This window comes from Pseudomonas sp. 15A4, assembly GCF_016925575.1.
Classification (GTDB): Bacteria; Pseudomonadota; Gammaproteobacteria; order Pseudomonadales; family Pseudomonadaceae; genus Aquipseudomonas.
In genome coordinates this window covers 1,504,728-1,527,340 of sequence record NZ_CP068986.1, presented here as the reverse complement: position 1 = coordinate 1,527,340, position 22,613 = coordinate 1,504,728, and the positions used below count along the sequence as shown (strand labels likewise).

Here is a 22,613-nt window from a genome sequence, read left to right as displayed (position 1 = left end):
CCGCGGCCTACTGAGGGCCTATAGCTCAGTTGGTTAGAGCAGGGGACTCATAATCCCTTGGTCCACGGTTCGAGTCCGTGTGGGCCCACCATAATCAAAGCCGCGCATTGCGCGGCTTGCGTGTTTCTGGCGAGTTCGTTTAGGGGCCATGGCACACTCGAAATATCGTCTAAGTGTCCACAAACTGTCCACGTCGGGTGTCTATTCACTCGCCTTGCTGGCAGTGGCATCTACCTCGGCTTTGAGATCCAAGATGTCCCCGATCACCAGGTAGGTGTAGATCACATAGCGGTCGGCCTCTTCCTGAGTCGTGATGACGTCGTGAGATCCCTTCTGCGCAGCCTTGAAAATTGAATCGAGCCGCTCGCCCAGAAACCCAATGTGCGACCCCACAATCTCCTCGAAACGACCTGACGACGCGTTCTCTTCTACGTAGGCCATCAATCGGTTGATGTAGTTGTCGGGACCCAACTTGATTGTCTTGTCTTTGCCTCCAACCTTGACGACCTTATCTGCCCGCGCGGGGTACAGTGCGTCAGCAGCATCCTGCAAAATTCTGCGGCAGCTGTGAACGGCGTTAGACCAGTCCTCGTCGTTTTTAGACTTCAAATTTTCATAGACGGCTGTAAATTTTTTAACCGCCAAGGGGATGATGGCGCCAACGTTTTTATCAACCTTCGCCCTGGTCCGTTCAAAAACGTCTCCAGCGACTCCTGAATACTTTAGCTCGAAATAAACAGACGAAACGTACTGGTGAATGAACAAACGCCTCTGAGTCAACGCTTCTACCCTGGTTTTCAACGTGGCATTGTTTTGACGAAAGGCCATAGCTTCGAGCTTCGAACTTCGAGCCTTGAGGGACGCTATTTCCACTTCGAACTGCTCGATTGAGTCAAAATTGCAGTAGTTCCTCTCCTCCCCTTCCTCATTTTTTTAAGAAAGGTACGCCCGGCAATTCCCGCAAGCCGCCACATCTCTTGATTTTGGGCGCCGTTCTTGTGCGGGTACCCATTTGCCTCGTACATCAAGATTTCTTGAGTATCACTGTCACCCATCAGACGAGCCAGACGACTGGCTTTCATGGCGATTAGCGTAAGGGTGGATTTGCCCATCTCAATCTCTTCCAGAAGCTCCTCGCTCAACCGAGATGCCTCACTTACAGTGCTGTTCTGCGTCATATACCCTACCTTCACGGTGATTTATTTTTGTTAGTGGATTCAAGGCAATCACCTCAGCCATATGCCCAGGACTGAAATGCGCATACTTCTGAGTCATCGCCAACGTGGCATGACCTAAGACATTCTGAAGCGTGATGATGTCGCCACCATTCATCATGTAATGACTGGCGAAGGTGTGCCGCAGCACGTGAGTGAGCTGCCCCGCCGGCAGATCAAAATCCAGCGCATCCACAGCCCGCCGAAAACTCTCATACGATGGCTTAAACGGCAGGGCCTTCACCAGCCGTTTCTCCAGGTCCTCGGCGATCGGCACCGTGCGGTTCCGACTCGACTTGGTCTTGCTGTACTGAATCCGTCCCTTGCGCACCTGGCGCAGCTGCAGCCCCTCCGACTCACCCCACCGAGCTCCGGTCGCCAGGCACACCTCGCAGATGAGCAACGTGTCGTCATCCAGCGTCGCCAGGTGAGCAAGCAGCGCCTCGATCTGGTCATCGAGCAGGTAAGCCATCTCGGTTTCGTCAAATTTGAGGCCACGGACATTCGCCAAAGGATTCGGCAGTACCCACTCCCCCAGCCGCGCGAGCTCATTGAACACGGCGCGCAGGTAAGCCAATTCATGATTCAGCATGTTCGCACTGACAGGCCGACCCGGCTTGTCCTTGGGCATGTACCGCGAGTGTTTCCCCTCAGATCGTTCGGCCCGGTACTGAGCAAAATGGGAAGCATTGAATTCCACTGCTTTGGGATTGCCCATGCGGTCCACCATGCTCACCAATAGGTCGCGACGTTGTTCTCCCGTCTTGAGCGCCTGGCCATGGAGACTGAACCAAAGCGTCACCAGATCCTGCAGACGGCGCGTCTCTGGCTTGGCTTTCTTAGTGACCTCCCCTCTCGCGCCCTCTCCCATCACACGGTTTTGAAATACGACCGCCTCGTTCTTCGCACGAAATTTCTTCCTGATCCTGGGCCCGTTACGACCCTCTGGCCGGCAGTCAACTTCGTACCGTCCATCCTCAAGCTTTTTGATCGACATCTACCACCTCGAGCTTGCCTGCTCATATCCGCGTCCATGCGATTAATGTCACTTACTCAATCGGGCTGATCTGTCCGCACTCGGGCCCTACATCATCAGTCATCAGCCAAAGCGTGTATTTCTTAAATCTCGGATGCTGCGTGAGCTTCGTTAGGGCGCCATACCCCATCTCGAAAAGCGCGCCTTCGTACTTTTTGTAGGTACTGAGACTCATCCCCAGCAGTTGGCAAATTTCCGACTGACTTACCTGCTCATTCGCTCTGATGGCTTTCAACTTTTCAGCCAGATCCATTTTCAACCCTCTTGACAGGGCCCTATATAGGGCCCACCATTAGATCCTATATAGGTTCTTATTTCCCATATACTGATCAAGAGGTTACCAGAATGAAGATCTGCATCGACACGCCATATGTGACCGTAAGCGAGTATGCCCGCCGCTCCGGGCAGTCTGACTCCGCGATTAGGAAAGAGATTGAACTGGGCCATTTCCTGATACGCCCGAAGACCGAGGGCTCAAAATCTTCGGTGCTCATCAACATGGTTCACATGGCGATTGAGGCCGCAGAGCAAGCCGAGCGCGTCCTCGGTCCGTCCGCCAAGATCCGCGTTGAAGTGTGAGGGGACGGTTGATGCAATTCGAAGATATCTACCGCCTCGAAGTCGTCAGCGCGCTAGAGCACGACCCGCAGCTGGACTTCAAAAAGGTCGACGGTACCTATCTGCAGAAAGGCGTCTGCCCAGGGTGTGGCCAGCGCACGCTGTTCATAGCTCGCAAGCAGCCGTTCCAGCTGAAATGCAACCGCTTGAACCAATGCCGCTACGAGGAAAAACCCGGGAGCGCTACAGCTATCTGTTCGAGAACCTGAGCCAGCGCTTTCCGCGAACTGAGGCTAACCCCAACGCGACGGCCGACGCCTACCTGCAGCGCAACCGCGGCTTCGATATCACAAAGATGAAGGGCTGGTACGAACAGGCACGCCGACACTTGGCCGACGAGAGTTGGGGCGACACCGTGCGCTTCCCCTGTGCAATGGCTATTGGGAGCGGATCATCGACGCCACGGCGGTCAAGGCCAATAACGGAGACAAAGCCGGCATCAAAAAGGGCATGACCTACAAGGGCGACGGCTGGGTACCGCCAGGGCAGACGCTGGAGAAAAGCGATCGGGTGTACATAGTCGAGGGCATCTTCCACGCCATCGCTTTGCACTTGGCTGGATTCAAGGCGATCGCCTCGATCAGCGCGAGCAACTTTCCCTGGAACATCATCGACGCGAACACGGAAAAGCTGATCACTTGGGTTGTCGCCCTGGACAATGACCCTGCAGCACACGCCGTCATCCCCAAATACCTCGGCAAGATCCGCGAACGCCGCGAGCTGTGCTGCGTTGCCCTGAGCGACCATCGGGATTGGGACGACGTCTACCGCGACGGCGACCTGGACGAGGCCTTCTTGAAGGAGGCGTACTACCAGGGCCGGCTGTTCACGGCAGAGAGCACCAGCAAGCTTGCCTATCTGCTTTACCTGAAGCGTCCCGCCAGCTTCTACCTGATGGAGTTTCGCAGCTGCCTGTATTCCGCCAGTGTTAACCAGGCTGAACTGAGCATGGATCTGGGGAGGAAAAGGTCGACGGCAATCGCGAGATCTTCCTCAAGCACGTCAAGATTCGGAGCGTGGCCAACTGCGTGCCGAATCTGGAGTACCTGGAGAAGGACATCGTCACCGGCGAGCAGCGCTACTTCTTCGACTTCAAATTTCCGGACAAGAGCCGCAGCTGCAAGGCCCCCTCGCCCCGAACTCAATCACCGATCCGCGTGGTTTTGCGCGATCGCTGCTCGAGCACACGCCGGGCGGCAACTTCGAAGGCGGCGAGCGCGTACTGGCCATGCTCAAAGCGAAATGGCTCAACGACCAAACCCGCGCCATCCGCACGGTGCGCAGCCTGCCCTTCGTGGGGTATGACGAGGATTCAGGCCTCTACTGCTACCCAACTTTCGGCTACAGCAAAGGCATTGAGCTGCCGGTCAACAGCCACGGCTTTATCGAGCTGCGCGGCAACGGAATCAAGACTGCGCTGGGCAACTTCAAGATGGAGCGCGGCGCCGACTTCGATCCGGAATGGTTCGAAGACTTCTATGCCGTGCACAACCTCAACGGCTTGGCCGCATTGTCCTGGTGGACCGCATCGCTGTTCGTGCAGCAGATCAGCGCCAAGCAAGGGTCGTTCACCTTCTGTGAGCTCACAGGCGAGCCGGGTGCGGGCAAATCCACCTTACTGCGCTTCCTCTGGCAGCTATGCGGCCGCGACAACGAGGAAGGCATTAGGCCCAGCGGGACTGGCGCCAGTGCGGTCGGTCTCTCGCGATCGTTCGCCGAGGTCAGCAACATGCCTGTGGTGCTGATCGAGTCGGACAAGGAATACACCGACAGCCAAGGGCGCAAGGTTGCGGTGCAGTTCAACTGGGACGAACTGAAGACCCTGTTTGATCATCACGCCAAGCTGCGTGTGACTGGCGCTAAAACCGCCGGTAACGAGACTCGGGTCAACCTGTGGCGAGGGGCACTGATGATCTCGCAGAACATGAGCGTCGACAGCTCAGAAGCGTTTCTTTCCAGGATCGTCCACCTGCATGCCACCAAAGAACATCACTCACTGGCCCTGAAGCCGCAAGCGGATCGTCTGAAAAGCCTGGATGCCAGCTATCTGGGTGGCTACCTGCGCAAGTGCCTGGCGTTTGAAAAGGAATGGCTGGCTCGCTACTTCGACGCATTCCCCCGCTTCGAACAGCGCCTGCAGGCCGTCGGAGGGGTCAACGAGGCCCGAATCGTTCTGTGTCACGCCCAAGTTTTGGCAGCGGCATACGCCACGCAGGCGCTTTTCCCGGACTGGACGGACGCGGTGACGGAGACGCTGACGACTCATCTGGAAGTGCGTGCGATCGCCCGCCAGCAACGATGCCGATCGGAGCACCCGGATGCTGCAGCGTTCTGGCAGATCTACCACTACCTGAATGAGAGGGTCGTGAAGACCATCGATGAAAAGGGCGAACGGGAAGAGACCCACGAAACCCTCAACCACAGCAACGAGCGGGGAGTGATCGCGATAAACATCGAGCACTTCCAGGACGCATGTCGCAAAGCGGGCCAGGAGGTCCTTACCCGGACGCAGCTACATCGGGCACTGCCACAAAGCACCTCTTTTCAGTTCGTGGAAACCCGGAAGGCTTATTCACGGCTGGAGCGCCGCACCATCAACTGCTGGATATTTAAAAAATCTTCATAACCGTCTGATTTTCAATGCCTTTCGTCGAATCTGTATTCCGTGAGGCCTTGGAGGATAGGTTTTGCGTGTTGAACCATGGGATGTCTGTAATTTTTGAACTATTGGAGTATTTATCAATGATTTCAGTTAGTTACAGTTTCTCCCTACTGGAATGTTGCTGGAAGGCGCCGAACTACTTTGTAGTTCACAAACAGTTCATTTTTCGTCTTTCCGCACAGATCAGCTGCAGGCCACAGCTGGCGTGTCCTGCAGCAATCTATCCACAACCCAATAGTTCAGAACAGTTCAGCAGCACTGAACTACTTTTCCGACCAGTTCGCCCCAGCAAAATTGGGGGCCTAAGCCTAGCTGCTCCGGCAATAGTTCAGAAATTCCACATCTGCTTACCCCCTCACGCGGAAACGGGTCGGCTGGATGCAATTGTCTGACACGCCCGCACCGATGAAACCCTAGCAACACCCAGGACACCACCAACAAAGGAGCCACAACATGCAAGTCGAAGTCATCACCGGCCAGTCCGGATCCGGCAAAACCACTCAGCTGCAGACCATCCAGGCTGAGCTGAAACAACAAGGCGTCACCGCCCCGATCATCGTCGGCAATTGCTGCACGACGCCTTACTTTCTGATGCAGCTGCAGCGGTGTGCGGAGTCCGGCGATCGCCACTTTCTGGCCGACGACTGCACGCGCCTGCAGATCCAGGCAGTGATGGAGTTGCGAGACAACGACAACGTCCAGTTCCCGGACGACCTTATCGTCCACCTGGTGCGCCAAGCCTGATTCCGAAACCATCTTTGAAGGAGCAACACCATGAAGCCAAACATCAAGGCCCTACCTACCGCGCTGGCCGAAGCGATGAGATACCAGCAGGCGCGCCCGTTGATTATTCAAACCGGCGAAGCCGCGCTGCAGCGTCTGGTCGAGATTGCCAGCAGCGGTACAGGGCAAGGTCGGATCGTCGGGGTTTTTCTACTCGGCCTTTACAACGGTCAGGACTATCCATTTGACCTGACCGAGCTGCGCGCCTTGGACCTTTCAGTTTTCCGGGATTGCCTGGACGTGCTCGAGCTCGACTATCAGCCCGAAATGGAGGTGCACATGAGGGTCGCCGATGGCCCGGCCATCTGGAACAGGCTGGTGCAGCAGTGGGCTGAGGGAGTGCTGCCGTAATGGACATTCATTACAGCGTGAACGGCGTTTCCAGCCTGCTGACATTGCCCACTCGATACGTCCACGAATGCACGCCAGCAAGTCTGGCTGAATTGACAGCAAGCGATTTCTGGCGCAACCGCCCCACCGAAGCACCCACAGCAATGAGCCTGGTGCATTTAGCAGATGTGGACGGGCAGGACTTGGGGATGTTTGAAGTACAGCGCGACATGCGCCCGATATTCACGGCCAGCCCATTGCGGGAAGCCTGAATGAAACCGGTGTCGAGGAGTTGGCGCTCCTCGACACCCACTACCACCAAGGAGCAATACCGTATGAGAGCACAGTACCCGAGCAGCAGCGGCGGCAAGAATAGCACCCTGCTGAAGTCAGAAACATCCACGACAACCAAGCCACCCCGCCCGTTTGTGGCGATCGCGGTCGTAGGCGCGGCATTGATCGCCTACCAGATCCACAAAACACCGGACGCCCGGCAGCGGCTGGAATGCCTCGCCGATCAGGCACACCGGATGGGTGACCTCAGCAGTCGCGACGCTGCCGTCGTCGCGGATCTGTTGGGTCAGCCTGCAGCAAGTACCCCATTCAACGAGGAGCAACATTATGTCTTTTGATTCAAACCACGCTCAACACACCGAATCACAAGGCTCCGAGGTAGACGCGAGCACGCTGTGCCCTTTTACGCCTGGCTGCTCAATCAAGTTCAGGGGAGCCGCACAAAGCGTATTTAAGCCCCGCCTGGAGCACCGGATGTTCGAGTGCATTTCCTGCGGCACCCCGATAATGGCCACCCCCGCCGGCCACGACTGGTGCAAGTCGATGGGGCGACCCCGATCCGAATGCGGCTGCAAAGACTGCATAGTTCATTGAGCATTCGAAACATCAAGAATCGACATTGCCAGATGGTTGCCAGCGCCGACAGCACGAAATGGCGCCTCGCATACCCGCAAGTGAATACATGTTAGCGAAGGAATTGAAGCATAAAAGCGAGCGAGTGAATCAAGTGCAAGTTCTTGAGGCACCCTGGGAAGCAACACTTCACCAACTTTATTAAAAGTAAGGATGCTTCGGCATCCTTTACTTTTAATAATCCCTCTCAATTCTTACAGCCAGTTAAGAAATATCTGCAAATTCCCTATGCGACGGCCTGCACGCAGCGGGAAATCAGGGCTTTAATCTGAACCTTCCCGCCCAGTCAATCAGACAAAAATCTTGACGCGACAAAAATTCAGTACCTAGACTCGGCAGGGTTAACTGAATGAAAACCGGAGCGCAGTTATGAGCCCAGCAGTTTCCAAATTGAACGAGCTATGCGAAGAAGTTGAGGAATGCGGACACCACTTCGCGCTGGTAATTGATATCGCAACATCCGGAACCCAGCTTTCCGAGAGAGGTAAGTTAGGATTAACTGAATATGGAATGTACAGTCTTCGACGCTTCGCCCAGCTTGAAAAAGAGCTGCTGAACTACCGAAGTTCTTGTATACCCAACTGATTAAACAGGTCCCGCTGCAAAGCCTTCGGCATTTCACGCAAGCGGTCGAATATCAACCGGTCGACCGCTTGTGCTGAAGGACTTAACGTATGGTCGAACGTTAAATGCGCCACCCACGTGTGCCCGCAGGTAGGCGCCAAGCACTGGCAATAGAGCTTGGCGAAATCAATCGACTGTTCATCACGCGATCCGATCCGCCCCTTCCCCCCACACTCTCTGCAATTCACCCGCACGTAAGCCTCCGAAGTTCCTGATAAGGCACTATTTTGCCATAACTGAGACCCAATCTAACTGACGCGCTATTCCTTCGGTTCTGCCTCAACATCTCGCCAGTTGATCCGACGATCAGCTCGAAGGCTGTCATTCACCTGATTGAACAACTGGCAAATCGGCCGTATCTCGTTGCTGGTATACACCCGGTCAATCTTCTCGATGTCTCCAAATCCCGCGTTGTTCTCCGGGATGATTCCCGCCAGTGCTGGGTTCATACGCCACGCGGCGATGATATCGTTGCGGGTGATGTTCTTGACCTTCTCCAATTCGTCCTTTGCTTGGAAGTCACCGACAGGGATGATCTGAATGGCTTTCTCAGAGCCACCCGGGATGTTGACGAACAGCGATCGGAAATTGCCAACCCCTTTGCTCGCACTGATCTGGGCTCTCAACTCGTTTTCGTCGTCTTCAGACAAGTCCGGATCGTTGGTATAGAAGATGTACCCCGCATGCGCGCCGTTGCTGTAGTAGCGCCGGCGGAAGAGGGTCGCCGCTTCGTTGAGCAAAAGCGCCTGCAGGCCGCCCAAGTAGTCGGGCACGCCGTAGATGTTCTGTTCCACGTCGTAGTTGAGGATGTGCTCCACCTCGTCCTGGTCGAACTCCACTTCTTTGCCGCTGGCCAGCAACTGGACGAAGCCGCCGCCAATCTTCACGCGCATGTTGATGGCCGGCAGGTGTTCCATCTCCAGCACCTGGCCAAACGCATTGGGCTTGCGGTAGAGATAGGCCTCGCCGAACACGTTGAAGTCGAGCGCTGCGCGACTCATCGTCGCGAAGGTGAAGCCCACTGATGGCATGAACTCACGCAGCAAGAGGTTGCGCTTGAAACCCGGGATGGCGCCGTGGTGTGCGTTGGCCTTGAGCAGCTTGGCCAGCCCGGGGCGGGACACCGGCGGCGTGTACAGGCGCCCGTCGTTGCTGGCGAACACGCCCAGGTACTGGCCGATGTTCCCGGTAAGCACTTGCTCCGGGGCCCCGAACGAGAACGCCCGCATGGGCGCGGACGCCGCTGGCGGTGCCGGCTGAGTGTTGCGTTGATCCATTGTGTGTTGATCCGGTGAGGGCATAGCGGCTGCGCCGCTGCTTGTTGGTGTTGAGGGGTTCGTTGGCCAGCGCATGCATGACGGCCCAGGCGATGTCCGCATGGCCTGTGGCGTCGGTGCGCGAGGCGCTGTAGGTCACCTGGCCGCTGCCAGTGGTGCCGCGCTTGATCGTCAGGAATGCTTGGGCGATATCGCTCCAGCCGGCGTCCCACTCGATACGACTCCCCTGGATCGTGTCCTGCGCTTTGAGCACCAACGTATTTTTGGTTTCAAGGCTGTAGTGGATCGAGGTAGCGCGCGGGTAGAAGTCGCGCACCAGGTCGAAGACGCCATAGCCGATGCCGGTGGTGTCGATACCGATGTGCTGCACGTTGAAGCGCTCGGTCAGCTTCTTGACCTGCTCGGCCTGGTACTTGAAGGACTGGCCACGCCAGCTGTGTTTCTCCAGGATGCGGAACTTGCCGCCCGTTTCCAGCGGCGGCGCAATGACCACGCATGTGGCGTCGTCCCGCGTTCGACTTGGGTCGTAGCCGATCCAGACCGGGCTGTTACCAAATGGGCGTGGGTCGTCAGGGTCGTAGTCCGTCCACAGCGACAGATCCGAATAGCATCGCTCCAGATCAGCCAGGCTGAACGCGCTCTGCGTGCTGTCGATGAATTTGCACATGAACAGCTGCTCGAACGTGTCCTCGTCGTACTCCAGCTGCAGCTGCTCAAGGTCGAACAGATCACAGCCTCCGGCGATCGCGTCGAGGATGGTAATGACCTTGCGCCACTGGCCGTCCGGACACAGCGCCCCGCCGGCGATCTGCTGCGCGCCAGGCCATGGGTCCTTGGCCTTTTTGCGCTTGCTGTTGCGGAATTTCTCGCCACTCCAGAACGGATAGGCCTGGTGCGACACCGCGCTGGGTGTCGAGAAATAGGTTTTGCGCCACTTCTTATGGGTCGCCATCGCCGAGGCAACGGTGTTCAGCTTCTCGAAGTTCTGAATCCAGAAATATTCGTCGACGTAGACGTGACCATGATGGCCCTGGGCGGTACTGCTGTTGGTGCTCAAAAAGCGCAGCTCAGCCCACGGCTTGCCGTCCTTGCTGAGCACGATCGGATTGCCGGTTAACTCCAGACCAAACCATTCCTGGGCAAAGGAGATGATGTAGCTGCGGAAGATCTCCGACTGGGCTCGGCTGGCCGAGAGGAAAATCTGGTTTTCGCCAGTCAGCACCGCATCCATGAACGCTTCACCGGCGAAATAGTAGGTCAGGCCGACCTGCCGACTTTTCAGAATGTTGCGGATCCGCGCCGTCAGGGGTTCTGCTTCGCGGCAAACAGCTCCTTCTGGTAGGCATACATCTTGCTGATGAACTTGTCGAGAAAGTCGACTTCGGTCAGCTCGCTGACGTCGTTCTTGATCTTCTTTTCCCGCTTGCCCCCACCCTTACTGCCACGGTCCGCGCGCTCCCGACGGTTTCCCCTTTCATCACCTCGTCGCTGGCCTGGCTCCTCTGTGTTTTCGGCAACGGCCATGGCGGCGGGTTTGGCGCACTGTTTAGCAAGCCGTTCGCGGACGGTCGTCAGGCGGTCGAGCTCGTCCAGTTCACCCTTGCTCAGCGGCGCGTGCTTTTCCAGCAGCAGCGTAATGCGCCGGCTGACGGCAGTCAGTGGCTCTTCATCGCACAGCATGTCTTCCCAGCCGCCCTGGCGGATCCAGTAATAGACGATGCGGATGTTCGGCAGGTTGAGCTGCGCCTGAATTTCCTTGGCCTTGTGGCGGCGCAGGAACAAACGTTTGGCGGCTTCTTTAACTTCGTTGGCGTAGTACATGGGCCGAAGTCTATGCGGCGAAATCAGCCCGAACGCGGGGTTAATTTCTGCGAATGACCTACATCTTGCATGTAGGAGGAGCGCGCAAGACAACTGTTTGTTTGACTGTCTTCGCCTCCCTATCTTGGTGGCTCAGACCACCGATGAGCGCTATTCACCTCCATGCCCCGTTCACTTGTTTCGTATTGGAAACGCGTTGCCACCAGCGGCCCTACCGTCGACGGTCGCGAGATCCTGCCCCAGGAACTGCGGGACATCGCCGAGACCTACGCGCCGTCGAAATTCACCGCCGTCATCTGGTGTGAGCATGAGCGCTGGTTCGGCTCGCACGGAACCGTGTTTGCCGTACGCCTGATAGAAGAAGGTGAAGACCTGGACGCCGGCCAAGTCGCACTTGAGGCCCAACTCAAGCCAAACGACCGGCTGCTGTCCTTGAATGACCAGGGCGAAAAGCTGTTTTCCAGCATCGAGATCACGCCCAACTTCGCTGGCACCGGCAAAGCCTACCTGACAGGCCTTGCCGTCACCGACTCCCCGCCAGCCTGGGCACACAAGAACTCTACTTTTCGAAGAAAACCGGCAAAGACGCCTACTACGGAGCCTCTGTCGAGATCGGCCCACTGAGCGATGACCCGCCTCAGGGCGAGATGGGCAAGCTGACTGCGATGTTGGCCAGCCTGTTCAAGCGCTTCAGCAGCGATCAGCCAGCCCCCGCCGCAAACGAACCCCCTACCGAGAGCAAATCCCCGATGGATGAAGCCACAGCTAAGGCACTCAAGAGCCTGGTTGAACAACAGCAGGCCGTCACTGCTGGCATTCAAGCGATGATCGAAGGCAACGTCAAAGCCGACTCAGAGCAAGTCGCCGACGTGCAAACCGCAGTTGATGAGGTGGTGACCACCGCCGGAGAAGACAAGCAGTTGAGCCAGCAGAGCGCGAGCAACAAAGCCGTATTGGCCGCCGTCGCCGAGCTTGATGCGAAATTCAACAGCCTGCTCGACAGCCCGAAAGGCCGTCACCTGCCGCGCACCACCAGTGCCGCCGACCCACAAAAAGTGCGGGTGCTCTGACATGGCTCAAAATCTAAGCACCCTGGGCGCCAGACTGTACGCCCAGATGCAGCTCGATATCGCCGAAACGTATGGCGTCGAGTTGGCCACGAAGATGTTCAGCGTTGAGCCGTCGATCGCTCAGGAGCTGAACGAGTCAATCACTGCCAAATCCGACTTTCTCCAGCGCATCAATGTCATCGGCGTGACCGAGATCAAAGGGCAGAAGGTCTTCCTGGGTATGTCAGGCCCAGTGACTGGCCGCACCGACACTAAAACCAAAGACCGTGAAGCGAAGGATGGGTCGGCTCTCGATGACAGCACCTATGAGCTGTTTTCAACAGAGTCGGATGTCAGCCTGGAATACGCAAAAATCGATGCCTGGGCCAAGTTTCCCGACTTTGCGCAGAAGTATTCCGCCGCCGTGCAGAAACAGATCGCGCTCGACCGCATCATGGTGGGCTTCCATGGCGTAAGCGCCGCAGCACAGACAGATCTGACCGCCAACCCAATGCTGCAGGACGTCAACGTGGGCTGGCTCCAGATTGCTCGCGACCAAATCCCAGAGCAGGTTCTGACCCACGGCAAAGAGGACGGCAAGGTCACCATCGGCGAAGGCGGCGACTACGCCAACCTTGATGCCCTGGTGCATGACACTAAGCAACTGGTCGACGAGCGCTTGCGCGACGGCGGCGATCTGGTCGCCATCATCGGCAGTGATCTGCTGGCAGCAGACAAGGCCAAGCTGTACGCCAAACAGGGCAATACACCGACCGAAAAAGAACGCATCGAAGACGCCCAGGTGATCGCGACCTACGGCGGTCTGCCGAGCTTCAGCGTGCCCTTTTTCCCGGTCAATGCGGTGATGGTCACCAGCTTCGACAACCTTTCGATTTACTTCCAGGACTCCAGCTGGCGTAAGCAAACCATCGACAACCCAAGGCGGTCGCGTGTTGAGGACTACAACAGCCGCAACGAGGGCTACGTGATCGAGCAGCTGGAAAAATTCGCCCTCACGGAAAATGTGGAGGCCTATAACCCCCCACCACCGGCAGCTCCCGTCCGAGCCGCTCAAGCTCCGGTACCAGCAGCCCCCGTTAAGCCTAAGCCTGCGCAGCCAGCAGCTCCCGCCCCTACACCACCCAAGAAGGTGGCTCCGTGAGCCTGGCACTGGCACACAAACGTCGCGTGATCGCTGACGGCCCTGTGACGGCGGGCGCCGGTGCCAAACCGGCGGCGTATTCGGCGGAGACGGCGATGTCCAGCCCCGCCAATGCCCGCAAACACCTCCGGTTGATGGAGGACGCACTGGCAGTGGATCTGGACCGGATCAGCTCAATCAACAGTCACGAGCTGCGCCGGCAACTTAAGCGTGAGGAGCTGCTGCCCAAGTACCAGACGTACGTCCAGCGGTACCGCGAATCCGGATTGAGTTTCCCGAACTCGGTGCTGATGTACGTCCTCATCTGGCTGTTCGACACCGCCGAGTTTGACCAGGCGTTTGAGCTCGCAGACTTCGCCATGTCCCAGGGGCAGGTTTTGCCGGCACCGTTCAAGCGGGACATTCCCACTTTCGTGGCGGACGAGCTGATCGAATGGGCCGAGATTGAATACAAGGCCGGTCGCAGCCCGGAGCCCTACGTCAGCAACCTGCTGCCCCGGGTGGATGGCGAATGGAAGCTGTTCGAGAAGATCCCGGCCCGCTATCACAAGCTGCTCGGCATCCTGGCCATGGACCAGAAGAACTGGGCGAAAGCGATCGAGCATTTCAACCGAGCGATGGACCTGGACGACAAGATCGGTGTGTCAACCCGGCTGAACGGGTGCGTAGGCGCCCTGAACAAGCTGGCCGCAGCAGCAGCCGCGAACCAATCAACAGACTGACTTACCCCCAGCGGGGAACGGCTGAGGTCATCCAGTTCACTTGTGACCTGGTGATGCCATCGACGCCGTCTTCCCGCCCTATTTGAGCGCCCAGCAATGAGCTTTTCAGGCAAACCCACCACCTTTGTGGAACAGACGATCGAGAACGACGGCTTCTGGCCGGACCTCTCCGTGTCTGAGTTTCAGAAAAGTTACCGCCTACCGGCGGAGTACCTGAGCGAAATGCTGGTCGCCGACCTGACCACCGCAATGGTTGAGGTCAACACTGATCTGGCCAAACTGAAAACGCGCTGGAGCGGAGCGGGGATCACGTGCCTGCAGACTGCTGACACCACAGTGCTGCCCGAGCGCACCTTCCAGGCCGCGACGTACAAGCGCGCCGTCTACTGCAGGGCGAAGGCCAGTCTGCTGACGCAATTTGCGACCGTTACCCGACGCGAAAGCGCAGAAAACACGGGCAAGGAGCAGCCAGAGCGATCGGAAACTTTTCTCGCTTTCAGCCAGCAGGCCGTGCGCTCGCTGCAGGGGCGCGGCCGGATTACGGCGGCGCTGTTATGACCAAACTCAAAGCCCTCACCGCTTACCTCATCGGGTGCCAGTTAGTGGCTCCCGAGCAGTTGGACAGCTGGACCGAACAGGTTCACTTGGCGCTGATCTGGAAGCCTGACCTGCAGGGCATGCGCATGGGCGACATGAAGTACACCGCCACGGTCGCGCTCGAACGTTTTAACGATCATCCCGGCCGCCTGATGGCGTTGGTGGGCAGCTGGCTGGAAACCCACGACAACGACCGCGACGACCTGCCGCCAGCCGTCTTCGACATCACCATGCTCGATGACGATCTGGCGGACGTGGACATCAATCTGGAGTTCGTCGAGCCCCAATACCTGGCGGAGGACCCGGACGGCGAGATCGCCGCGTACGGCCGCACCTGGTCTTTCATCCCTTTTGATTTGTGGGTGGCTGAGAACGGCGAGGTGGCCAGCGGTGGCGCGGAGGAACTTTGACGTCGACGTGCGTGGCTACCTGGGTGTCCAGGAGCAACTGGCGCTGCTTCGGCTGACGCCCAAGCTTCGCCGGCGCCTGCTCAACACCGCCACGAAACGCGTGCGCAGCATGAGCCGGCAGCGGATCCGCCAGCAGCAGAACCTCGACGGCACCCCCTTCGCGCCCCGCAAAAGGAGCGGCAAGGGCAAAAAGAAAATGGAGTCCGGCCTCGGCAAGTTGCTGATGGTCACCCGGCTGAGCCCGGACGAGGCGGAGCTGGGATGGCGTAACGCATTGACCCGCTGGGTAGCGAACCAGCAACACAAGGGGATCTCTGAACGCCGTACTGCAGCGCAGATGCGCAAGTGGAACAAGACACCGCCGGGCCTGGCGGCGACCCCGAAGCAGGCGAAGCGACTGCGCCGTCTGGGCTTCAAGGTCCCGCAGCCCGGCAGAAAAAGCCTGACGCGCCCTTCCGTGGCGTGGATTCAAGAGCACGTCAATTACGCAAAGGCCGGTCTGCTGATCCGCATCCTGGATGACGAAAAGGCCGAGTCGACAGGCGCGCAAAGCTGGGAAATCACCCTGCCCAAACGCCAGTTCCTCGGCGTGAGCACTGATCGCGACACCGCTTTGCTGGTGAACCAGGTGCTTAAACAAATCCTCAATTCACCCCGTTAACGAGGCAGCTCAATGGCACTCGGACAAGTCACCGTGGACAACCTCAATCTCGGCCAGGGCGGCGTAAAAGAGATAGAGCGCTACTTTCTTTTCATCGGGCCGGCGGCCAAAAACGTGGGCCAGTTTCTGGCGCTCAACACCGACAGTAATCTAGATGCGGAGCTAGGCGACGAGGCCAGCGATCTGAAATCCCAGATTGAGGCGGCTCGCCTCAATGGCGGTCAGCGCTGGGCCTGCATGGCGGCGCCGATCGGCACGGAGGGCAACTGGGCCGAGGCGCTGGAAAAGTCCCAGCAACAGGGCGTTTCTGTCGAAGCCGTGGTGGTCACAAAGCCGGTGGCCACCGCTGGCGAAATCACCGCGATGCACGACGCAGCTATTGCTTTGAACAACCAATATGGCCGCCGTGTGTTCTTCATGGCCTCAACCGCCGGCATCTTGCCTGTGCAGACCTGGGCGGAGTACTCGACCGAGCAGAAGGCTCTGCTCGCTGGTGTGGCCGCGCCGCGTGTCATGGTTGTGCCGCAGCTGCATGGCAACGACCTGGGGGTTTTGGCGGGCCGTCTGGCGCATTCATCCGTCAGCATCGCAGACAGCCCAATGCGCGTGGCGACAGGCCCGCTGCTGGGGCTCGGCCCTGTGCCAGAGGATTCCGACGGTATCCCGCTGCCCGGCGCCGTACGTTCTGAGCTGGACGGAGCGCGCTTCTCGGTTTCCCAGACCTACTCCGATTACCCGGGCGTGTACTGGGCCGATGGCAACATGCTGGACACCCCCGGCAGCGACTTTCAGGTCGTCGAGTACCTGCGCATCACGGACAAGGCCGCGCGCCTGATCCGCCCCTTGTTGATCCGTCGCGTTGGCGATCGCCGACTCAACAACACGCCCAACAGCATGGCGGTCAACACCAGCCAACTGATGGCGCCGCTGCGAGCGATGGCCAAGTCGGTGACCTTCAACGGCGAAACCTTTCCGGGCGACATCGAGCCCCCCAAGGACGGCGACCTGGTGTTGACCTGGCTCAGCAAAACCAAGGTCACCGCTTACATCAAGCTCAAACCTTTCAACTGTCCGAAAGACCTGACGGCCAACATCGCCCTCGATCTTTCGGTTGATACAGCGGAGTAACGCCACATGGCGAAGATCGGCGGCAAAAACTTCGACGTGAACCTGGGCGACCTGTCGCTGCACGTCGAGAACTGCAACCTGGACATCACCGATAACTCGGCGGTTGCCCAAACCCGTGGCGTGCCCGATGGCTACGTTGATGGCGACGTAGCGGCCAGCGGTGAATTCGAGCTGGACACCACCAATTTCAACCTGTTGATCGACGCAGCGCGCACGGCCGGCAGCTTTCGCGCGCTGCAGCCGTTCGACACGGTTTTCTTCGCGCAGGCCGGGGTAGACGACGTGCTTCGCGTGGAAGCGTTCGGCTGCAAGGTGAAGATCTCCAGCCTGCTAGGCATCGACAGCAAGGGCGGCGAGAAGACCAAACACAAAGTGCCGTTCGACGTCACCAGCCCTGACTTTATCCGCATCAACGGCGTGCCGTACCTCGACGCCAAAGAGATCGAGGGCCTGCGCTGATGGGCGACTGGCTGGATCGGGTGCAGACGCTCGAACAACTGGAGCGCGATCACGCTATTAGCGCGCAGCGTGCGCGTCCGATACCCACAGGTTTGAGCCGTACGCACTGCATGGACTGCGAACAGCCCATCCCCGAAGCGAGACGCGCATTGGGTGGAATGGTGCGTTGCACGCCCTGTCAGGCGAACGCTGAACGAGGACAAATTTGATGGCCGAGCGCACCTGGCTGCATTTCACCCCTGCCGAGCTGCGTTGCAAATGCGGTCAGTGCAGCAGCGACGGCTCCGAGATGAACTCCGAGCTCATGGCGGAACTGGAGACGCTGCGCGAGCAGTTCGGTCATCCCATCGCACTGAGCAGCGCATTCCGCTGCGCGCGGCATCCCGTTGAGGCCGGTAAGGCAAATCCGGGCGAACACACCGCAGGCCTCGCCGTCGACGTGCGCTGCAGCGGCGCCGGGGCGGTGCAGATCCTGCGCCTGGCCATGAATCTCAAATTCACCCGATTCGGGGTGAGCCAGCGTGGTGCTGCGCGGTTTATTCACCTGGGAATGGCTCCGATCGGCGGCCGCCTCCCCAGTCCGACCATCTGGAGTTATTGAGTGCCTTTCGAAACAGACCTAGAACTGCGCCACCGGCCTGGCCATGTGCGTTGGGAAGTGATCCAGCCACTGACGTATCGCGCTGCAGACGGGCGAGTGGTTGAGGTGCCGGCAGGCTATCTGTCGGACCTAGCCAGCGTTCCGCAACTGGCGCGGCGCATCGTCGACCCGCAGACGCCTCAGGCGCGACGGCCGTCGGTGGTGCATGACTACATCTACACCCACCTGACGCACCGTTTCAGCAAGGCCGAGGCCGACCGGATCCTTTACGACGCCCTGCGTGAAGAAGGCATGAACACACCGCTGGCCTGGTTGATGTGGAAAGCCGTGCGCCTGGGCGGGCGTGGCACGTGGAGCGCATGACATGGAATTGAACCCACTGACCATCAGCATCTTGCTGATGCTGACTGAACTCTCTTTAACCGGCGTCGCGGGCTTTCAGGTGTACCTGTTCAGGCAGATCAGCGCGGCGCGCCGCGAGCACCTGGAGCTGCGCATTCACCTGGCGCAGAACTACGTGCGCAACGACCAGTTCGACAAGGTGATCAGCCGGCTGGAAACCCGGCTGGAAAATCACCTCGACAGCTATTTCAACAACCTCAACAAGCGAGCAGCACCATGAGCGATCAAAACGCAGACATCACCTTGGAAATTGGCGAAGAGGAGTTCACCTTCCAGCTGACTCCCCAGGACGTGACCAAGTACTTCAACGCGATTACCCAAAACAACAAGGTCGCCCCCGGCCATAACCTGCTGATGACCACCGTCGAGCAATCCCGGCGGGCCTCGCTGAAAGCCCTGCTGGGCAACCCCGTGATGGTCATGCAGCTCGCCGGCACGTTGCTGGAAGAGTACGGCCCGGACGTCGAGGTGGTCGTAAAAAAGCGATCGAGCACGCTGAGCGCCTGACCGAGAACGGGCTGGGGCAACTCATGGCCCTGACCAGTCGGTGGCTACCCGGTGCGGAGCCCACGCCAGAGGCGATGGGCACCGCCAAGTGGCTCGAAGATGAGCACTGGAAACGCATGGAGATCGCCGTGGCTAACGGCATCGCCATGGCCTTGAACGGATAAAAGCAGTGGCAGATCGCAGCGCAAGCCTGGCTTTCATTTTGAGCATGACCGACCGGATCACCGCGCCACTGGCCAAGGTGAAGATGGGCTTTTCCGACTTGGCCAACCAAAGCGAAAAGCACACCCGCACGATGGGCTTGGGCATGGGTGGCCTGGTCGGCAGCGCCTATGCCCTAAAGTCCGCGATGGCGCCGGCGCTTGAGCAGAACGCCGCGCTGGGCGAGGTTCAGAGTCTGGGTGTGGCCGCCGACGGGCTGGATCTGCTGAGCAAAAAGTCTCTGGAGTTCAGCATCGCCTACGGCGAGAACGCCACGGCGTTCGTCAGATCGGCCTACGACATTCAGAGCGCGATCGCGGGGCTCACTGGCAGTCAGTTGGCAACCTTCACCGCGTCATCGAACCTGCTGGCCAAGGCCACCAAAGCCGACGCCAGCACGATCACCAATTACGTCGGCACCATGTACGGGATCTTTCAGGATCAGGCCGATGCGATGGGCAAAGCCGCTTGGGTCGAGCAGCTCACCGGGCAGACCGCGACCGCCGTGCAGATGTACAAAACCACGGGCCAAGGCATGAGTAACGCTTTCACCGCCCTGGGCGCAAGCGCGACCTCGGCAGGCGTTAACGCCGCCGAGCAGATCGCGATCCTCGGTACGCTGCAGGCGACCATGAGCGGCGGCGAGGCAGGCACCAAATACAAGGCGTTTTTGGCCGGAGCCTACGGCGCGCAGCAGAAGCTGGGGCTGTCGTTCACCGACAGTCAGGGTCGGCTGCTGCCAATGCTGGATATCCTGGGCGAGCTGAAGGGCAAATACGGCGAGCTGGATGCGGCTGAGGCCGACCAGATCAGCAGAGCATTTGGCGGCAAGGAAGCAATGGGCCTGATCTCCCAGTTGCTTCCCAAGACCAATGACCTGGCCACCGGCATCGACAAGCTGGGCAAGGTCAAGGGCCTAGAGCAGGCCGAGAAAATGGCCCAGGCCATCGCCGATCCTTGGGAGAAGTTCGGCAGCGCGATACAGGCGGTGCGGATTGCGTTCGGCATGACGCTGTTGCCCGTGCTCAACCCGATCATGGAAGGACTTGCAGGGTGCGGGGCCTCCCTGCTTCGCTGGATCCAGTTGTTTCCCAATATCACCCGCGTCATCGGTATCGCCACGCTGACCATCATGGGCATCGTGGCGGCGCTGTCGCTGCTTACTTTGACTGTCGGCATTGCACGTATGACGAAATTGGGGCTGCTCACGGTCTGGAAGCTTCTGCACATGGCCGGCATGCGCAGCGTCGGGATGTTCCTCTACCACACCGCCATGGTCGTACTCTTCATCGCAAGTCTCGCTGTGATGTACACCTGGATGGTGCTGGTGCGCACCGGCATGCTGCTCTGGCAGGGAGCGATCTGGCTCGTCAACGCCGCGATGCTGGCCAATCCGGTGGTGTGGATCATCATTGGCATTGTCGCGCTGATCGCGATCGTGGTCGCGGCCGTGTACTACTGGGACGAGTGGACCTCGGCGCTGCTGAACAGTGAAGGATTCGCCTGGGTAAGCGCCAAGCTGCAAGCGCTCTCTGACTGGTTTAACTCCATGGGCGGCTGGTCCGCCATGGCGAAAGGCGCCTGGGACAGCATCGTCAGCGTCTTTTACGTCGCCATCAACAGCCTCATCGAGATGATCAACAGCATCCCGGGCGTCAACATCGAAGCGCGATTTGGCGGCATGCCTGACGTGCCCGGGCTGGACGCCGCGACCCAAGGGCTCGACACCGCAAACGCCGGCGAGAACGCCCGCCAAGCCCTCAGTTCGGCAATCCCCAGCCTGTCACCGGCCCGCCCTTCGGCGGTACCGGCAGGCGGGCTGCTGACCAAAATCCAGAACAACAGCACCAGCCAGAACAAGGGCACCCATGTGGAGAACGTGAATATTCATACCGGCAAGGCCATGAGCCCGTTGGAGATGGAAAGCATGATGGCGATGGCGGTGGGCGGATGAGTGAATACGTCGACCTGCTGATCGAGCATAACGACCTGGCGCTGGATCCGTCCCATCAGCCCAGGCTCATCGATGACCGCGGCTGCATTGCTCAGGACATTGCGCACATGATCCGCGACAGCGGCCTGCTGGTGACGCTGGTGGCCGAGCGCGATCGTCTGCGTCAGCGCGACTGCATCCAGCAGCTCGAATTGCTGGTGGAGGCCGATGAGCGTCTGGTACCGGGCACGGCAAAGATCAGGACGCTTGAGTCTGGCGTGTACCTGGTCACCGCGAAAACGCTGAAGTTCGGCGCCGTGGAGATAAGCCTGTGAGTGATGTCGACTTCAAGGCAGTTATGGCCAATGCCGGCATTCCCACCACCGAAGCAGGCCTGAAAGCTGCGTGGGAAAAGGAGGTTGCAGCCGAGGGTGCGAAGGTCGCCAACACCAGCAGCTACTCGCCGTTTTGGCGTGTCATCACCGCGCTGGTGACCCAGCCGGTGCTTTGGCTGCTGGATTACCTGTGCGTCAGCATCCTGCCCAACTTCTTTGTAAAGACCGCCGTGGATGCCTGGCTGGACATGCTGGCCTGGGCCGTGAACGTCGAGCGTAAGGGCGCCACCCGAGCCGTCGGCGCGGTGCTGTTCACGCGAGCGGCTGCAGAAGGCGTGCTTGAGCTCGATGCCGGCATCGTGATTCAGAGCCCTGCGATCAACGGCAACGTGTACAAGCTGATTACCACTGCCAATGCGAGCTTCCTCGACGGGCAACTGCAGGCCGAGGTGCCGGTTCAGGCTGTAGAACCGGGCAGCGGTTACAACCTGGCCCCGGGTTACTACGCGATTCTGCCCGTGCCCATAGCGGGAATCGTGCAGGTGGCCAACGCGGACGGCTGGCTGCATTCGCCAGGCGCCGACCCGGAGCCCAATGATCAGCTACGCCTGCGGGTGCGTAATCAGTTCTCCGCCGTCAACCAGTGGCACACCGATGCGGTTTACCGCGCAATGATCTCCGCGTTCCCAGGCGTGCGGCCGGACGGCGTGTACTTCGAGCATGGCGCGCCTCGTGGCCCGGGCAGCGCGAACGCCTTCGTGTTGTTCGACGCCGGCGTGCCGGCAGAGACCTACCTGGTGCAGATCAATGAGCACATTCGCGACCTCGGCAACCATGGCCACGGCGACGACCTGTTGGCGTTTCTGATGCCAGAAGTACAGGTAACGTTTGAGGTACAGGTCTGGCCGGACCCTCACCTCGACAAGGAAGGCGTCGAAGGACTGATCGGCGAGATCGAACTGTACGTGCGCGCCGCCTTCCGCGAGAGCACCCCGCGCGACTATCAACCGACGCTCACCTACCCGCAATCCCGGTTCAGCTTCAGCCGTTTGATGGAAGAGCTGCACGGGCAATTCCCGCAGATCCAGTCACTGCACATCGACAGCCCGGACATCATCTCAGGGCTCGACATCCCCGGATCGAAAGCCTGAAGG

General features: G+C 59.1%; 29 protein-coding genes, 1 tRNA gene and 3 pseudogenes. 26 read left to right on the top strand and 7 right to left on the bottom strand.

Annotated features, from left to right (window positions below; all coding sequences use genetic code 11):
• The first annotated feature begins 14 nt into the window (after positions 1-14).
• A tRNA-Ile gene (locus JN403_RS06815) sits at positions 15-91 on the top strand.
• A 110-nt stretch (positions 92-201) separates the two neighbouring features.
• Here the strand turns inward: JN403_RS06815 and JN403_RS25335 are convergent.
• From JN403_RS25335 to JN403_RS06795, 4 genes are read right to left on the bottom strand one after another with little or no spacing between them, the layout of a single operon-like run.
• The gene (locus tag JN403_RS25335; protein ID WP_240356839.1) at positions 202-873 is read right to left on the bottom strand and encodes a hypothetical protein; all 672 of its coding nucleotides are present in this window, start codon (positions 871-873) and stop codon (positions 202-204) included.
• A complete protein-coding gene (locus JN403_RS06805) occupies positions 864-1,178 on the bottom strand; it encodes a hypothetical protein (protein ID WP_205486436.1) in 315 nt (104 codons plus the stop codon). Before JN403_RS06805 ends, JN403_RS25335 begins: the two co-directional genes overlap by 10 nt.
• Complete coding sequence (locus JN403_RS06800) at positions 1,153-2,211, bottom strand: tyrosine-type recombinase/integrase (RefSeq protein ID WP_205486428.1); 1,059 nt, start codon at positions 2,209-2,211, stop codon at positions 1,153-1,155. Before JN403_RS06800 ends, JN403_RS06805 begins: the two co-directional genes overlap by 26 nt.
• A gap of 52 nt (positions 2,212-2,263) precedes the next feature.
• Positions 2,264-2,503, bottom strand: coding sequence for a helix-turn-helix transcriptional regulator (locus JN403_RS06795; protein WP_205486418.1), 240 nt, complete (start codon positions 2,501-2,503; stop codon positions 2,264-2,266).
• Between the two features lie 92 nt (positions 2,504-2,595).
• On the opposite strand from JN403_RS06795, the gene JN403_RS06790 reads away from it, so the two are divergent.
• The 8 genes from JN403_RS06790 to JN403_RS06765 all read left to right on the top strand — a co-directional run bounded on the left by JN403_RS06790 (position 2,596) and on the right by JN403_RS06765 (position 7,275).
• Positions 2,596-2,829, top strand: a complete 234-nt coding sequence (locus tag JN403_RS06790; RefSeq protein WP_205486416.1) for a hypothetical protein — start codon at positions 2,596-2,598, stop codon at positions 2,827-2,829.
• An 11-nt stretch (positions 2,830-2,840) separates the two neighbouring features.
• Positions 2,841-3,077, top strand: coding sequence for a hypothetical protein (locus JN403_RS25330; RefSeq protein ID WP_240356837.1), 237 nt, complete (start codon positions 2,841-2,843; stop codon positions 3,075-3,077).
• A gap of 133 nt (positions 3,078-3,210) precedes the next feature.
• Positions 3,211-4,173: a toprim domain-containing protein gene (locus JN403_RS25325; RefSeq protein ID WP_240356835.1), complete on the top strand. Its 963-nt coding sequence runs from the start codon at positions 3,211-3,213 to the stop codon at positions 4,171-4,173.
• A complete protein-coding gene (locus JN403_RS25320) occupies positions 4,097-5,494 on the top strand; it encodes a hypothetical protein (protein ID WP_240356833.1) in 1,398 nt (465 codons plus the stop codon). Before JN403_RS25325 ends, JN403_RS25320 begins: the two co-directional genes overlap by 77 nt.
• A gap of 489 nt (positions 5,495-5,983) precedes the next feature.
• Entirely contained in the window at positions 5,984-6,274 is a 291-nt protein-coding gene (locus JN403_RS06780; RefSeq protein ID WP_205486414.1) for a hypothetical protein, read from the top strand.
• A gap of 30 nt (positions 6,275-6,304) precedes the next feature.
• Positions 6,305-6,664, top strand: coding sequence for a hypothetical protein (locus tag JN403_RS06775; protein WP_122536549.1), 360 nt, complete (start codon positions 6,305-6,307; stop codon positions 6,662-6,664).
• Positions 6,664-6,915: a hypothetical protein gene (locus JN403_RS06770; RefSeq protein ID WP_122536548.1), complete on the top strand. Its 252-nt coding sequence runs from the start codon at positions 6,664-6,666 to the stop codon at positions 6,913-6,915. Before JN403_RS06775 ends, JN403_RS06770 begins: the two co-directional genes overlap by 1 nt.
• 63 nt (positions 6,916-6,978) lie before the next feature.
• Positions 6,979-7,275, top strand: a complete 297-nt coding sequence (locus JN403_RS06765) for a hypothetical protein (RefSeq protein ID WP_122536547.1) — start codon at positions 6,979-6,981, stop codon at positions 7,273-7,275.
• A gap of 852 nt (positions 7,276-8,127) precedes the next feature.
• Here JN403_RS06765 and JN403_RS06760 read toward each other — a convergent pair.
• From JN403_RS06760 to JN403_RS06750, 3 genes and pseudogenes are all read right to left on the bottom strand, one after another.
• Positions 8,128-8,388 (bottom strand): ogr/Delta-like zinc finger family protein, encoded by a 261-nt coding sequence (locus JN403_RS06760; RefSeq protein WP_122536546.1) that lies wholly within the window; start codon positions 8,386-8,388, stop codon positions 8,128-8,130.
• A gap of 66 nt (positions 8,389-8,454) precedes the next feature.
• Positions 8,455-9,318 carry a phage portal protein gene (locus JN403_RS06755; RefSeq protein WP_240356941.1) on the bottom strand — a complete coding sequence of 288 codons (864 nt, stop codon included), beginning with the start codon at positions 9,316-9,318 and terminating at the stop codon, positions 8,455-8,457.
• Positions 9,230-11,292 (bottom strand): annotated as a pseudogene (locus JN403_RS06750) (terminase family protein). The gene JN403_RS06755 and the pseudogene JN403_RS06750 overlap by 89 nt, the downstream one beginning before the upstream one ends.
• A gap of 162 nt (positions 11,293-11,454) precedes the next feature.
• Here JN403_RS06750 and JN403_RS06745 point away from each other — a divergent pair.
• The 17 genes and pseudogenes from JN403_RS06745 to JN403_RS06665 all read left to right on the top strand — a co-directional run bounded on the left by JN403_RS06745 (position 11,455) and on the right by JN403_RS06665 (position 22,610).
• Positions 11,455-12,362 (top strand): annotated as a pseudogene (locus JN403_RS06745) (GPO family capsid scaffolding protein).
• A gap of 1 nt (position 12,363) precedes the next feature.
• Positions 12,364-13,371: pseudogene (locus tag JN403_RS06740) on the top strand (phage major capsid protein, P2 family); the annotation flags it as partial.
• A 128-nt stretch (positions 13,372-13,499) separates the two neighbouring features.
• Positions 13,500-14,225, top strand: a complete 726-nt coding sequence (gene gpM / locus JN403_RS06735) for a phage terminase small subunit (protein WP_205486409.1) — start codon at positions 13,500-13,502, stop codon at positions 14,223-14,225.
• A 96-nt stretch (positions 14,226-14,321) separates the two neighbouring features.
• The gene (locus JN403_RS06730; RefSeq protein WP_205486407.1) at positions 14,322-14,783 is read left to right on the top strand and encodes a head completion/stabilization protein; all 462 of its coding nucleotides are present in this window, start codon (positions 14,322-14,324) and stop codon (positions 14,781-14,783) included.
• Positions 14,780-15,232, top strand: a complete 453-nt coding sequence (locus JN403_RS06725; protein WP_205486405.1) for a phage tail protein — start codon at positions 14,780-14,782, stop codon at positions 15,230-15,232. The genes JN403_RS06730 and JN403_RS06725 overlap by 4 nt, the downstream gene beginning before the upstream one ends.
• Positions 15,213-15,893: a phage virion morphogenesis protein gene (locus tag JN403_RS06720; protein WP_205486403.1), complete on the top strand. Its 681-nt coding sequence runs from the start codon at positions 15,213-15,215 to the stop codon at positions 15,891-15,893. Before JN403_RS06725 ends, JN403_RS06720 begins: the two co-directional genes overlap by 20 nt.
• Before the next feature lie 12 nt (positions 15,894-15,905).
• Entirely contained in the window at positions 15,906-17,021 is a 1,116-nt protein-coding gene (locus JN403_RS06715; RefSeq protein ID WP_205486400.1) for a DUF2586 domain-containing protein, read from the top strand.
• Positions 17,022-17,027: 6 nt separating this feature from the next.
• Complete coding sequence (locus JN403_RS06710) at positions 17,028-17,480, top strand: phage protein (protein WP_205486391.1); 453 nt, start codon at positions 17,028-17,030, stop codon at positions 17,478-17,480.
• Positions 17,480-17,689 (top strand): TraR/DksA C4-type zinc finger protein, encoded by a 210-nt coding sequence (locus JN403_RS06705; protein ID WP_205486389.1) that lies wholly within the window; start codon positions 17,480-17,482, stop codon positions 17,687-17,689. The genes JN403_RS06710 and JN403_RS06705 overlap by 1 nt, the downstream gene beginning before the upstream one ends.
• Positions 17,689-18,081, top strand: coding sequence for a D-Ala-D-Ala carboxypeptidase family metallohydrolase (locus JN403_RS06700; protein WP_205486386.1), 393 nt, complete (start codon positions 17,689-17,691; stop codon positions 18,079-18,081). The genes JN403_RS06705 and JN403_RS06700 overlap by 1 nt, the downstream gene beginning before the upstream one ends.
• Positions 18,082-18,444: a DUF1353 domain-containing protein gene (locus tag JN403_RS06695; RefSeq protein ID WP_205486384.1), complete on the top strand. Its 363-nt coding sequence runs from the start codon at positions 18,082-18,084 to the stop codon at positions 18,442-18,444.
• 1 nt (position 18,445) lies between these two features.
• Positions 18,446-18,703: a hypothetical protein gene (locus tag JN403_RS06690; protein WP_205486382.1), complete on the top strand. Its 258-nt coding sequence runs from the start codon at positions 18,446-18,448 to the stop codon at positions 18,701-18,703.
• A complete protein-coding gene (locus tag JN403_RS06685) occupies positions 18,700-18,990 on the top strand; it encodes a putative phage tail assembly chaperone (RefSeq protein WP_205486380.1) in 291 nt (96 codons plus the stop codon). The genes JN403_RS06690 and JN403_RS06685 overlap by 4 nt, the downstream gene beginning before the upstream one ends.
• A gap of 23 nt (positions 18,991-19,013) precedes the next feature.
• Positions 19,014-19,154, top strand: a complete 141-nt coding sequence (locus tag JN403_RS06680) for a hypothetical protein (protein WP_205486378.1) — start codon at positions 19,014-19,016, stop codon at positions 19,152-19,154.
• A 5-nt stretch (positions 19,155-19,159) separates the two neighbouring features.
• On the top strand, positions 19,160-21,145 hold the full coding sequence (locus JN403_RS06675; protein WP_205486376.1) for a phage tail tape measure protein: 1,986 nt from the start codon (positions 19,160-19,162) through the stop codon (positions 21,143-21,145).
• Entirely contained in the window at positions 21,142-21,459 is a 318-nt protein-coding gene (locus JN403_RS06670) for a DUF2590 family protein (RefSeq protein ID WP_205486374.1), read from the top strand. The genes JN403_RS06675 and JN403_RS06670 overlap by 4 nt, the downstream gene beginning before the upstream one ends.
• Positions 21,456-22,610: a baseplate J/gp47 family protein gene (locus tag JN403_RS06665; RefSeq protein WP_205486372.1), complete on the top strand. Its 1,155-nt coding sequence runs from the start codon at positions 21,456-21,458 to the stop codon at positions 22,608-22,610. Before JN403_RS06670 ends, JN403_RS06665 begins: the two co-directional genes overlap by 4 nt.
• Positions 22,611-22,613: the final 3 nt, after the last annotated feature.

Excerpts from the sequence above, each read along its gene's own strand:
- JN403_RS06805 (WP_205486436.1), bottom strand. The coding sequence starts at position 1,178 with ATGACGCAGAACAGCACTGTAAGTGAGGCATCTCGGTTGAGCGAGGAG.
- JN403_RS06800 (WP_205486428.1), bottom strand. The coding sequence starts at position 2,211 with ATGTCGATCAAAAAGCTTGAGGATGGACGGTACGAAGTTGACTGCCGG.
- JN403_RS06795 (WP_205486418.1), bottom strand. The coding sequence starts at position 2,503 with ATGGATCTGGCTGAAAAGTTGAAAGCCATCAGAGCGAATGAGCAGGTA.
- JN403_RS06790 (WP_205486416.1), top strand. The coding sequence starts at position 2,596 with ATGAAGATCTGCATCGACACGCCATATGTGACCGTAAGCGAGTATGCC.
- JN403_RS25330 (WP_240356837.1), top strand. The coding sequence starts at position 2,841 with ATGCAATTCGAAGATATCTACCGCCTCGAAGTCGTCAGCGCGCTAGAG.
- JN403_RS25320 (WP_240356833.1), top strand. The coding sequence starts at position 4,097 with ATGCTCAAAGCGAAATGGCTCAACGACCAAACCCGCGCCATCCGCACG.
- JN403_RS06780 (WP_205486414.1), top strand. The coding sequence starts at position 5,984 with ATGCAAGTCGAAGTCATCACCGGCCAGTCCGGATCCGGCAAAACCACT.
- JN403_RS06775 (WP_122536549.1), top strand. The coding sequence starts at position 6,305 with ATGAAGCCAAACATCAAGGCCCTACCTACCGCGCTGGCCGAAGCGATG.
- JN403_RS06770 (WP_122536548.1), top strand. The coding sequence starts at position 6,664 with ATGGACATTCATTACAGCGTGAACGGCGTTTCCAGCCTGCTGACATTG.
- JN403_RS06765 (WP_122536547.1), top strand. The coding sequence starts at position 6,979 with ATGAGAGCACAGTACCCGAGCAGCAGCGGCGGCAAGAATAGCACCCTG.
- JN403_RS06730 (WP_205486407.1), top strand. The coding sequence starts at position 14,322 with ATGAGCTTTTCAGGCAAACCCACCACCTTTGTGGAACAGACGATCGAG.
- JN403_RS06725 (WP_205486405.1), top strand. The coding sequence starts at position 14,780 with ATGACCAAACTCAAAGCCCTCACCGCTTACCTCATCGGGTGCCAGTTA.
- JN403_RS06715 (WP_205486400.1), top strand. The coding sequence starts at position 15,906 with ATGGCACTCGGACAAGTCACCGTGGACAACCTCAATCTCGGCCAGGGC.
- JN403_RS06710 (WP_205486391.1), top strand. The coding sequence starts at position 17,028 with ATGGCGAAGATCGGCGGCAAAAACTTCGACGTGAACCTGGGCGACCTG.
- JN403_RS06705 (WP_205486389.1), top strand. The coding sequence starts at position 17,480 with ATGGGCGACTGGCTGGATCGGGTGCAGACGCTCGAACAACTGGAGCGC.
- JN403_RS06700 (WP_205486386.1), top strand. The coding sequence starts at position 17,689 with ATGGCCGAGCGCACCTGGCTGCATTTCACCCCTGCCGAGCTGCGTTGC.
- JN403_RS06690 (WP_205486382.1), top strand. The coding sequence starts at position 18,446 with ATGGAATTGAACCCACTGACCATCAGCATCTTGCTGATGCTGACTGAA.
- JN403_RS06685 (WP_205486380.1), top strand. The coding sequence starts at position 18,700 with ATGAGCGATCAAAACGCAGACATCACCTTGGAAATTGGCGAAGAGGAG.
- JN403_RS06680 (WP_205486378.1), top strand. The coding sequence starts at position 19,014 with ATGGCCCTGACCAGTCGGTGGCTACCCGGTGCGGAGCCCACGCCAGAG.
- JN403_RS06670 (WP_205486374.1), top strand. The coding sequence starts at position 21,142 with ATGAGTGAATACGTCGACCTGCTGATCGAGCATAACGACCTGGCGCTG.